General features: G+C 34.2%; 9 protein-coding genes. 5 read left to right on the plus strand and 4 right to left on the minus strand.

From position 1 onward, the window contains the following. Window positions 1-13: 13 nt before the first annotated feature. Window positions 14-928 (minus strand): dihydrodipicolinate synthase family protein, encoded by a 915-nt coding sequence (locus IHE43_RS20580; RefSeq protein WP_192185646.1) that lies wholly within the window; start codon window positions 926-928, stop codon window positions 14-16. 137 nt (window positions 929-1,065) lie between these two features. Between IHE43_RS20580 and IHE43_RS20585 the strand changes: the two genes are divergently transcribed. Beyond that, complete coding sequence (locus IHE43_RS20585) at window positions 1,066-1,911, plus strand: AraC family transcriptional regulator (RefSeq protein WP_192185647.1); 846 nt, start codon at window positions 1,066-1,068, stop codon at window positions 1,909-1,911. Between the two features lie 147 nt (window positions 1,912-2,058). Here IHE43_RS20585 and IHE43_RS20590 read toward each other — a convergent pair whose 3' ends face one another. From IHE43_RS20590 to IHE43_RS20600, 3 genes are all read right to left on the minus strand, one after another. Beyond that, window positions 2,059-3,501 (minus strand): M61 family metallopeptidase, encoded by a 1,443-nt coding sequence (locus IHE43_RS20590; RefSeq protein WP_192185648.1) that lies wholly within the window; start codon window positions 3,499-3,501, stop codon window positions 2,059-2,061. Between the two features lie 103 nt (window positions 3,502-3,604). Next, window positions 3,605-5,209: a RagB/SusD family nutrient uptake outer membrane protein gene (locus IHE43_RS20595; RefSeq protein WP_192185649.1), complete on the minus strand. Its 1,605-nt coding sequence runs from the start codon at window positions 5,207-5,209 to the stop codon at window positions 3,605-3,607. 11 nt (window positions 5,210-5,220) lie between these two features. Continuing rightward, window positions 5,221-8,220 (minus strand): SusC/RagA family TonB-linked outer membrane protein, encoded by a 3,000-nt coding sequence (locus IHE43_RS20600; protein ID WP_192185650.1) that lies wholly within the window; start codon window positions 8,218-8,220, stop codon window positions 5,221-5,223. 534 nt (window positions 8,221-8,754) lie between these two features. Between IHE43_RS20600 and IHE43_RS20605 the strand changes: the two genes are divergently transcribed. From IHE43_RS20605 to IHE43_RS20620, 4 genes are all read left to right on the plus strand, one after another. Beyond that, window positions 8,755-9,330, plus strand: coding sequence for a Crp/Fnr family transcriptional regulator (locus IHE43_RS20605; RefSeq protein ID WP_192185651.1), 576 nt, complete (start codon window positions 8,755-8,757; stop codon window positions 9,328-9,330). A 63-nt stretch (window positions 9,331-9,393) separates the two neighbouring features. After that, window positions 9,394-10,401 carry an NAD-dependent epimerase/dehydratase family protein gene (locus IHE43_RS20610; RefSeq protein WP_192185652.1) on the plus strand — a complete coding sequence of 336 codons (1,008 nt, stop codon included), beginning with the start codon at window positions 9,394-9,396 and terminating at the stop codon, window positions 10,399-10,401. A 334-nt stretch (window positions 10,402-10,735) separates the two neighbouring features. Continuing rightward, window positions 10,736-11,278, plus strand: a complete 543-nt coding sequence (locus tag IHE43_RS20615) for a GNAT family N-acetyltransferase (protein WP_192185653.1) — start codon at window positions 10,736-10,738, stop codon at window positions 11,276-11,278. Between the two features lie 354 nt (window positions 11,279-11,632). Next, window positions 11,633-11,827, plus strand: coding sequence for an RHS repeat protein (locus tag IHE43_RS20620; protein WP_192185654.1), 195 nt, complete (start codon window positions 11,633-11,635; stop codon window positions 11,825-11,827). Window positions 11,828-11,992: the final 165 nt, after the last annotated feature.

The raw sequence follows: 11,992 nt of genomic DNA on the forward strand, positions 1-11,992 counted from the left end.
TTTTAAACTTTAATTAAATATTTTTATACGCTGGCAAAACCGGTCTGTTTTTCATTGCTGAATCAATGATGGTCAAAACACGTTCTCTTTCAGCTCCCTGCAAAGGCAATCTTGGTGCTCTTACATTTTCTGTTCCAAGTCCTGTTGCTACTTCGGCTAGTTTGATATTTTGCACCAATTGCGGAGAAATATCCAATTCTAATAATGGCATGAACCATCTGTAGATAGCTAGTGCTTCAGCAACTTTGCCAGCTTTTACCAATTTATAAATTGCAACCGTTTCAGCAGGATAGGCCACTACCAAACCGGCAACCCAGCCATCGGCTCCAGCCACTAAACTTTCAAGTGCTAAAGTATCAACACCACAAAGTACTTTTAATCGGTCTCCAAAACGGTTTCTGATTCTCGTTACGTTACTGATGTCTCTTGTCGACTCTTTAACTGCCTGAATATTTTCCAGTTTTAAAAGTTCTTCGAACATGTCAAGTGTTACCTCAATTTTATAATCTACAGGATTGTTGTAAATCATAATAGGCAATGAAGTACTTTTTGCAATTTCTTTGAAATAGACCACTGTTTCATAATCTGTTGCTTTGTATCGCATTGGCGGCAAAAGCATAAGACCATTTACGCCTAATTCTTCAGCGCGTTTTGCCAAAGTTATCGCTTCGCTTGTGGTTTGTTCTGCAATATTTACGATAACGGGAATTTTCCCTTCCACTATTCGTAAAGTGTTATTTATTAAAACCTCTTTTTCTTCTTTGGTTAATGTACTGGCTTCACCAAGAGTTCCCCCCAGTATGATTCCATTAACTCCAGCATCAATTTGTGCTTTAATATTTTTTTCGAACATTACAAGGTCCAATTGACCTTCTGCTGTAAACTTTGTCGTTACAGCCGGCATTACGCCATCCCAATTTATTTTCATATTCTCAATTTTTATCAAAAATAAAGCTTAAACAAAAGAGCTCCTGTGTCATTATTAGCCTTTATCAATACTATATTACCATATCTGTTGTATAATCTGTTTTTTTTGATAATATTTACATATCTAAAAACATTAAGTTGAAAATTCTACCTTTTAAAATACCTAAAACCGAGAGAGAAGCCCTTATTTATCAGGAAGATATTGAACGTGTTTTCTATGATCAGCTGCATCAGCATGAAGAAATTCAGATTAGCTATATTGCAAAAGGTTCAGGAACTTTAATTGTTGGAGATTCGATAAACGATTATAAGGAAGAAGATATTTTGGTAATTGGTGAGAATATCCCTCATGTTTTTAGAAGTAATACTGAGGCCAGTCCCGAATCTGTGATGCTGACTTTATTTTTTACCAAAACCTCCTTTGGAAAAGATTTTTTCAGTCTTAATGATATGAGCAGTCTCGAAGATTTTTTTAAGGAATCTGAATATGGTATGAAAATACTATCGAACCAAAAGAAAATAATTCATCATTTTACCAAGCTAAGAAAACAGAATAAAATACAGCGTATTGCTTCATTTTTAAAGATCATAAACATTATTATTACTTCAGAAAAAACACCTCTTTCCTCCTTTGTTTACAAAAAGAAATATACCGATGATGAAGGAAGAAGAATGAGCGCCGTTTTTGAATATGCAATCGAATATTATCATCAGAATATTACTTTGGACGAAGTGGCCGAGAAGGCCAATATGAGTAAAAATGCATTTTGCCGTTATTTTAAAAAACGCACCAATAAGACTTTTTTTCAGTTTTTGATTGAAATCAGAATTGAAAATGCCTGCAAATTACTACACCATAAAAAAGATCTCTCGATAGCCTCCATATCTGAGCTTTGCGGATTTCAGGACATTGCCAATTTCAACAGAAAGTTTAAGGAATTAAAAGGAGTCTCTCCTTCGCATTATCGTTCCCAAATTAGTTAAATTAGAATTTGAAAATAGATTTTCTGATTTCCATTTCTAAAGGAGAAGCATCAGGTAATTCCTTTATTTCAAAATTTTTCTCTATTAAATCATTCTTTTTTGAATTAGAATTTATCGGACTCAAATCGATCTGAAGTCCTGCATATTTTAAATATTTTGATAATCTATTTCTTTTACGGTATCAACATAAGATTTTATTTCTGCTAATGATTTTCCTGCGATTTGTTCAGATGCCTGCCAGAATTCGGCTTCGGTAAATCCTCTTCCTTTTTTCTCATAATATTCATTGTATAAAAAACGCATCACATCGTCCAATGCTTTTTGGTTATGAGTGTTGTTCCTTATTTCAAGATCCAATAAAAAGCCAATTACGGGACCTTTGTTGTAGTAGGATATTGTAGTTTGTTTGGCATTCTCTTCATTATTAAAAAAGTTCAGCCAGATATCAAAACTAGATCCTGATAACGACATGTGCTTGCTTCCTTCAATGTTTTCATATCTTTTTATGGATTCTGTTATATATTTCAAAGCTTCTTTGCCATCAAGTAATCCTGCATTGATCATAATGATATATTCATAGTAAACGGTAAATCCTTCCGAAACCCATAACATTGACGTATAATTCTCCTTGTTATAGTCAAAGGGACCTAATTCTATAGGACGGATTGCCTTTACGTTGTAGAGATGAAAATACTCATGGGTTACAAAATTTAAAAAATCAGTGTACTGCTGATCGGATTTAAAATCGAAATTTCCGTTGGTAAAAATAGCCTGAGAGTTCCAATGTTCCAGACCGCCACCTCCAGATTCCATCATAATGTAAGTGTAATCATCATAGGGTACCTTTTTCATGATTGCCGTTGTCGCTGTCATTATTTTTTTAAGATCCGAGATGAATTTTCCTTCCTTTAATCCTTGTGGAGTTACAATTCCTAAAGAATAGGATTTTCCTTCATGTGCAAAATTTATTATTTTTTGACTGCCTAAATAAATGGGGCTGTCATAAAAAGTATCGATATTTTTGGCTGTAAAAATTAAACTGTCCTGAGCTGTTGACTGTAATCCCGTGGACACTTTTTTCCAGTTTTTATAGCGATTGATTCTTAGTGTTACCGGGTTATTGAGCGCCTTTTCTACATGCATGAAAATAGTGTTGGGCATCAAAAATGCTTTATCTGCATCTACATAGGATTCTGCTACCGATTTCTTATTGGCAAAAACCCTGTATTTTACTCGTATAGCAGATGTTTTACCGTTTTCTACTACCCAGCAATTTTTAGTTTTTTTACTCCATTTTATTTTGTTTCCAACAGCATCTGCGACATCAAAATCTACAATATATCTTGGTGTATCTAAAATTAAATAATAGCCCGGTGTCCAGACCGGAAGTATCAAATTTGTTTGCGAAGACAAAAGCTTATCAAAATTTAAAGTCACTTCAATGTAATGAGATTCCGGTTCCTGAAAGGCAACGGAATAATCCATTTTTATTACTGTATTGACCGTTTTATTTCTTTTTTGACCATAAATCGAGGTTTGAGAAACTATGATAAAAAAACAGATTTTTATGATTTGTATTTTATATTTCATAATGGGATGACTTTAAAATGAAAAGCCATCCCTGAATAGGAATAGCTTTTCACACACTTATAATTACAAGTAACCAACTTGTAAATTTTTTATATTTTTAACCTTAGTTTGTATATCCTGTATTCTGTGTCAAATTATGATTGGAGTCCATTTGGCTTTGAGGTATAGGAAATACAATTCTAAACCCACCGTTTGGTTTATGAGAAAACCATGATTTTTTAGTGTATACACCAAATCTGATCAAATCTTGTTTTCGGTGATGCTCACCGACAAATTCCCATGCTAATTCATCAAGGAAACCACCATATTGAACATCACTTCCACCTTCTAATTTTGTAATTGTTCCGTTGGAATATTCACCATATTTGTAAACACTGCCTCCCAATAATTTAGTTCCGGAAACACTTGCTTTTGCAGGATCTGTTCTCTTGAATGCACGCTGTCTTATTTCGGTAACGATAGCGGTGGCTCCTGAGGCGTTGCCGGTTCTTAAGAGGCATTCTGCTTTTATCATCAGTGCATCGGTGTACCTGTAAAAAGGTACATCATTTGCAGTACCGGCAACAGTACCTGACCCAATTTCATATTTTACAAAGCGATATCCTTCATTGTATTCTGTACCGTTTACATCAGACATATAATTGATATAATTCAACTGCTGTCCACTTTCTAAAATCAAAGGTTCTCCAGACTTAGTATATTGCAGACCTCCAAGCCATGAATCTTTCAAACGTTCATCATCGGAGTCATAGGTATCGATAAACTGAGGAATTCCACCGCTTCCTCCCCAAGGCGATCCAGAGAGATCAAATGTAGCCTGACTTGCCCCGTAAAGGGTTTTATATGGATAATAAGATCCTCCTGCAAATTTATCATCAAAAGGAATTGTAAATATTTCCTCAACTGATGCCTCGTTTTTTATTAAAAAAGGATCAGAATAATTACTGGCCAGGCTAAATTTTCCGCTTGCGATTATATCATTTACCTGGTTTAATGCCTGGTTCCATTTTGCTGTTCCAGTATATACCTCAGAATTCAGGTACAACTTTGCCAGCGTCATTTTTGCTGTCCATTTGGTAACCCTGCCATAGGTTGCCTGTGTATTGGCCTCACTTAAACTTGGCATAGTTTCAAGGAGTTCTTTTTCGATAAAATCATACACTTCCTTATCTGTATTTTGGGTTGGTAAATATCCTTTAGGCAAATCATAAGTGGTAACCAGCGGCACTCTTCTAAAGTTATCGTACAACAAATAGTAGTACATGGCTCTTAAAGCCCTAAGTTCATTGATATAGATTTCTTTATTTTCAATACCTTCTAAGTTTTCGATTTGATACATGGCTCTATTGGCACTGTTTATTCCAGCATAAGCATTGTACCATAAACCATCAATATGTCCTAAAGTCGGTCCCCATGTATGCATGTGCATGGTAATGTACAAATCGCCCCAGCCGATTCCATTTCTGAATGGTGTTACAATCAAATCCGATGACTCTTCATAAAGATCAAAAAGCCCGTTCCATCCCCAATAAACATCTCTGAATTTGCTAAAGGCAGGACCAATAATATTGGTTAAATCCTCTGCCGTTAATTGTGTTTTTTCTGCCGAAATATCACTGTATAGCGTTTCATCTAAATCTGTACATGCAGCGCAGGAAAGCAATATAGAGAAGAGCGCAATTTTATATTTGTTATTTGACTTTTTCATAATACTATTAATTAAAAGGTTACGTTAATTCCCAATGTAAAGGTGCGGCTTGAAGGATACTTGTCACGCCTGTCATTCCCCCATGATAAGACATCTTGAGGATTTCTTATAAGTTCAGGATCAATTCCTTTATACCCCGTAATAGTTGCAAGGTTTGAGCCTGACGCATATACTCTTGCCGAATTGATGAATTTTAAGCCTTTTAGATCAAGAGTGTACCCTAAGGTAACGTTATCCAGTTTCACATAATCCCCGTCTTCTATATAATAACTTACATAGGTTTGAGAATAATTAAGCTCTGTTTTCCCGTATACCTTATCATGCGCAGAAGTCAGCATGTTATAGTTGATCGTCGGGTTTTCATAAAACATACGCTGGAAATTCAGGATTTGGAAATCATAGGCCCCATTAAGAACAATACCTAAATCAAAACTTTTATATTTAAAGGTATTGGTCCATCCTGTATAATAAGCCGGAATACCGTTTCCGAGATATTGTTTATTTTCATCATTGTATAAATCCGGCGTTAAGGTTTTTCTTGTTCCGTCTTTCGTTTCGATGATCCATTTACCATTATCTGTAATATCAACTGATTTTAATCCCCAGAAATTACCTATTGACTGCCCTACTTCTAAACGGTGAGTTGAGAATGAAATTGGATCTCCGGCATCACCTGTATTGATAAAATTTCCTTCAATTTCATATAGATCGTTGGATAAACTTGTTAATTTGTTTTTGTTGTGAGAAAATGTCATTATTGATGTCCACTCAAAATCTTTAGTCCTAACCGGTACAATATTTAATAATACTTCAATTCCTTTGTTTTCCATTTGTCCAACATTGGCTTTAATACTTGGGTATAAGTATGGAGGAGTTGGTACAGTATAATCCCACAGCATATCTTTTGTTTTTTTGTTGTAAACATCTACACTTCCGCTTATTCTGTTATTGAAAAAGGCAAAATCTACTCCCAAATTTAGCTCTTGTGTTTTCTCCCAACGCAAATCAGGATTTGGATTACTTGCTGGTTCTAAACCTTGTACCCATTCTCCGTTATTATAGAAATATCCTTCATACTGATACAAAGTCTGTGACAAATAAGAATCATTAGGAATTACACCGGTTTCTCCATATCCTGCACGAAATTTTAAATTATTGATAACTGAAATGTCTTTTAAAAATGATTCGTTGCTGATGGTCCATCCGGCAGACACAGAAGGAAACGTTCCCCATTTGTAGTTAGTACCAAATTTGGAAGAACCTTCCCTTCTGATACTGGCTAATAAATGGTATTTATTATCGTAACCGTAGCTTGCCCTTCCAAAGAAACCCACTAATTTATTATCGTTCTTAAAACTGGACATTCCGGCAAGTCCGTCTTTTAGGGCTTTACCTGCACCTAAATTATAATAGGAATAGGCATCTGTAGGGAAGTCGAAGTTATTTGCCCAGAATCCTTCATTAGAATTGTATTGGTAACTGTATCCTCCCATAACACTGAAACTATGTTTCCCTAATGTTTTGGCATATCTTGAAGTGAATTCAAGGTTATCAGTTTGGCTTTCACCTGAACTTTTAGAGGCAAAACCGTTTCTGCCCTGATTGGTATTAGAATAATGTTTCTTACTTTCTGAATAGCCACTGAAACTTGTATTTCTTTGTGTTGCCAGTAAAAGTTTGTTTTCCCATCCCGGCAAAAGGTTCAGGGTAATGGTAGAGCTCAGCCTTGTCCAATCGTTTTCAATCAGTCCATCAGTTTCCTCTATCATCGCTACAGGATTTGAGTATTGAAACCTGTCGGTCTGTGTCCAGCTGCCGTCATCGTTTTGTGGTCTGTCTGTAGGGTTTCTGATTAACGCTTGTCTGTAAATGTTGCTGTTGAAAGAATTCCCATCGCCCAAAGCGCCCATTTTCTGCCTTCCGCTTAATAAGTTCAAATTGATTTTTAATAAATTGTCGAACATCGAGTGATTACCATCAAAGGATACCCTGAACTCATCATTATAAGACTTATTAAAGGTTCCCTCCTGTGTAATATAATTTACGTTTGCTACATAATTTGACTGCGCATTTCCTCCTTTTAAACCCAGGTTATTATTAAGTGTTACACCTGTTCTGGAAATTTCGTCTAACCAATTTGTATCATAACCTTCATCTTTAAAAGGCATTTTTACACCATCTGCAAGCAATTGTCTCATTTGCGATGCATTAAGAAAATCAGCTCTTTTTGCAAAATTTGATAGTGCTGTATACTGGGTAAAAGTCATTGTTGTTTGAATATCCTTATCTACTGTTTTTGTAGTAATCAAAATAACACCATTTGCTCCTCTGGTTCCATAAATAGCGGCAGCAGATGCATCTTTAAGTACGTCTATCGAAGCAATTTCTTCTGGCGCTACGCTGTTTAAACTTCCTGGAATTCCATTAATTAAAACAAGTGGTGCAGTCCCTCCCTGCAGAGATGAAATTCCACGCAAAGAAACTGATGGTCCTGCCCCTGGATCTCCTGAGCCGTTTGAAATACTAAGACCGGCCACTTTTCCCTTTATTAACTCCGAAGCATCACGAATGGCACCTTGCGTAAAATCTTTTGCTTTTACTGTCGCAACTGCGCTGGTAACTTCGCCTCTTTTTTGAGTACCATATCCAATTAAAACAACTTCTGTTAACTCATTTACATCCGATTCCAGAATTACATTCAGAATCTTTTTACCATCTGTTTTTAGTTCTTTGGTTTTTAAACCTAAATAGGAAAAAACTAATATCGCGTTATTTCCCTTGGTCGTTATTTCAAAATTCCCATCGAAATCACTTGCAACTCCATTGATTGTATTTTTTTCCAAAACTGAGACCCCGGGAAGCGGGACATTATTTGCATCTGTGATTTTACCGCTGATCTTCTGTTGCGAGAAAGCGCTAAAAACAACAAACAGAAATAAAATTGTATAGAACATCTTATCTCTGTAACAGGATGTTGCTGTACTTTTAAAAGCTTGTGTGGTTGGTTTCATAATTTAACAATATTGGTTAGTGTATTATTGACACTTGTAAAATTATGTTAAATCAGAGTTAACGAAAATGTTTATATTACCACATGCTAATACTATATTATCCGTTTTTTACACTATATCTTGCTTAATGATGAATTTACATACAATTTGCTAATAAATTATAATTAAAACTTACACATTTATAATTTTAAGCCCAATACAGAATTATTTTAGCAGCTATAAACCCAGCATTGAAAAAGGTTAATTACAGAGAGCGATAGCAAAATTTTAGGCAGAAACTGAATAAAAAAATGCGTTAACACCAATCGCGGTGTTATACTCCTGCTCCATTAACATATTTCTATTTCAATTAAAAAAAGCAATTAACTGCAGTAAAAATATTTGTTATATTCGCTTCAAGAATGAGACAGCTTATAACGCAACATTAATCGAAAAAAAAGTATGTTGGTGGTATTTTATGACTCCAATAAACAATTTAGCAACAATCCTGAGACAACAGCCTAAACATCATACCGACCTTCTAATTTTTAAGAAATGCATGACCAATTATTGAATCTGATAGCTACAAAAGTTGCACTTGCTGACTACGATAAAGAATTATGCGAAAAGTATTTTGAACCTGTATCATTTTCAAAAAATAAAATTATTGAACAAGAAGGCATAGTCCCGAAATATCTTTATTTTGTTGTATCGGGTTTTATGCGATTGTTTCACTACAATAATTCAGGCGACGAAATTACAACCCATATCAACTGTCCCCCAGGATTTATCACTTCTTATAGCCATTTTATCAACTTTACAAAATCTAATGAAAATGTAGAATGCATTACTGAATGTGTGCTTTTAAGAATTGCTAAAGTTGACCTGGACTTTCTTGTTCAAAATAGTTCCGTATTTAGGGATTTTAGTACCTGGGTATTTCAGCAATCAATTACGTACAACGAAAACCGCTCAAAAGATTTAGCAACCTTAACGGCAGAACAGCGTTACAAAAAGTTAATTAACAATTATCCTCAAATTCTACACAATGTACCTCTTCAATACATTGCTTCTTTTTTAGGAATGAACCCAAAAAGTTTGAGTAGAATTAGAAAACAAATGATTAAGTAACATTTGTGAAGCATATTTGAAAAATCATCTCCCAATTTTGTGCCGTAATAAAAATTAAACAAAATGGTACAGAAAAATTTAGCCCTGGTTACAGGTGCAAATGGGCATCTTGGCAATAACTTAGTAAGATTGCTTATCAGCAAGGGTATTCCTGTAAGAGCTTCAGTTCGCAATATCAAAAATAAAGAACCTTTTATTGGTTTAAATTGTGAAGTGGTTCAATCTGATATTTCGGATAAACAATCCTTAGTAAACGCTTTGCAAGGTGTGGAAACATTTTATGCAGTTGGAGCAGTCTTTAAACTTTGGGCCAAAGATCCTAAAAAAGAAATTTATGATGTTAATCTTGAAGGTACAAAAAATATTGTTGAAGCCGCAGCAGAAGCAGGCGTAAAACGAATTGTGTATGTAAGCTCTATTGCGGCCCTAAATTATTCCAAACTACCTACTAAAGAAAGTTATGGACAAAATCCTGACCGCCGGGATATGTATTACAATTCAAAAAATGACGGAGAAAAGTTAGCTTTTGAATTGGCCCAAAAATACAAGATAGAAATAGTTGCCGTTTTACCATCTGCAATGATTGGGAGCAGCGCCTTCAAACCTTTGAGTGTTTCTTATAACATTATCTCTTTAATTCTTGAAAAGCAGATACCCGTTGAAACAAACATCACTTTAAATTGGATTGATGTAAAAGACGTTGCTGAAGGCTGTTATTTAGCAGCCACAAAAGGAAAAAATGGAGAACGCTATATTTTAGCAAATGAAAAATGTACTTCCATAAAAGCAACAACTCAAATTGCACAAGAGCTATTTCCAGACTTGAAAATAAAACTTCCTTTAGCAGTTCCAAAACCTATATTATTCACGATCGCCTGGTTTATGGAAATTGGCAGTTGGCTAAATGGTAAAGCACCTTTATTGAGCACTAAAGACATTGCAATGTTTTCAGGGCTTCAACAAGATTTTGACATCACAAAAGCAAGGACAGAATTGGGTTTTAATCCAAAAAATTCGATACAAGCAGTAAAAGAGGCAATGGTATATTTGAAAGAAAACAAAAACATTTAGGCAGATAAGCCTGATGAAATAATTTTTAGTAAAAATATTACAATAAAAACTTCCAAAATCAAATGACTTTGGAAGTCTTTAATTTATAGTGCCTCTAGGTACAAAATTCGAATCTTTATTGAAGGATTTACCTATCTAAATATTCTTAGTTTTTAAATGGCATTGGCAATATTATTCAAATCTATTTACACAATTATATATAGCTGTAATTAAAACTAAAAACAATTCTTCTTATATAAAAACTATATATTAGCAATTGTATTGGAGCTAATCAAGTTAATGATTAAACCATAACAACACAAATCAATATTGACTTAATCAAAATAATTTGTAAATGATTTCAATTAAAGAGTTAAATAAAGACAAACTTGACGATTTTTTTCAATACTTGAAAATTCATCTTTCTGAAAATGGCCAGAAGGGAATAACACTTTTTCAACCGCTTTCTAAAAATCAATCTGAACTTTCGGACGAATGGAAAGCAAAATTTGAGGATGGAATGAATAACAAAAATGAGGGAATTGGATGGAGAAAAATTTGGGTTGCACTAAATGAAGAAAACAAAATTGTTGGACACATTGACATTCGTTCTCAAAATCAGTTAAATGCAGAACATAGAGTTTTACTTGGAATGGGTGTTGACAGTAATTTTAGAAATTTGAAAATTGGTCAAAATTTATTAGAATTTATTATTGACTATTGTCGAAATAATCGCAAAATTAGTTGGATTGATTTGCAGGTTTTGACAAATAATATTCCAGCGATCAGACTTTATAAAAAAATGAATTTTGAGCAATTGAGTATAACAAAAGACATGTTTAGAATTGACAATATTTCTTATGATTATACTTCTATGACCTTAAATGTTGAAAATTAGATCAAAAGCATAAAAAATCCTGTTAAAATCAACCGTTTACAGGCTTTACAATATTCTTGTGAACGATATGGTTCAAACCATAATTAAAAACATCCAAAAAACTGCTAATTTATCATACGCGCATGCTTCAGCATTTTCGTTAGAAACCCTTAGTTCTGCTAAGGGTTTCTTCTTTTTTAACCGCCCCAAAACTCTAAAACCATCACTAAGGAAAATCGGTACAAACCAATTAAGACGTATTAACGATGCTATTGCCAAGTATTTTCGAATAGTGAAACAAACCCTAATGATACCTCTTTAGATATTGACAACCAAACTGCCGATGAAAACTACGAATAAGATTCTATTGGTTAGTTGACAAAAGACAAACAGGAAGGTATTGATATTGACTGGCGTGTCGATGGAAAAGTAAAATCGGTTACAAAAAGTAACGGAATCGTTATTAGCTTTGAGTACGATGGTTTAGGAAACCGAATTGCAAAAACGGTAGCTACAATACTAAAACCACCACAACCTACTACAAACATGATGCGCAAGGCAATTTTTTGAGTATCTACTTAACAACTAATAAGGAACAAAAATAAAAAATAACCCAAAATGTGGGAAACCGTAAAAAAAGTAGAAAAATATAAAATAGTTTTGCCTATCCGAGATAACTTAAATACAAAGAGTATTGCCGGAATAATGTAAACAACAACAATTTTAATAAAAGTA

Origin of the sequence: Flavobacterium sp. MDT1-60 (genome assembly GCF_014844035.1) — a bacterium.
GTDB lineage: Bacteria > Bacteroidota > Bacteroidia > Flavobacteriales > Flavobacteriaceae > Flavobacterium.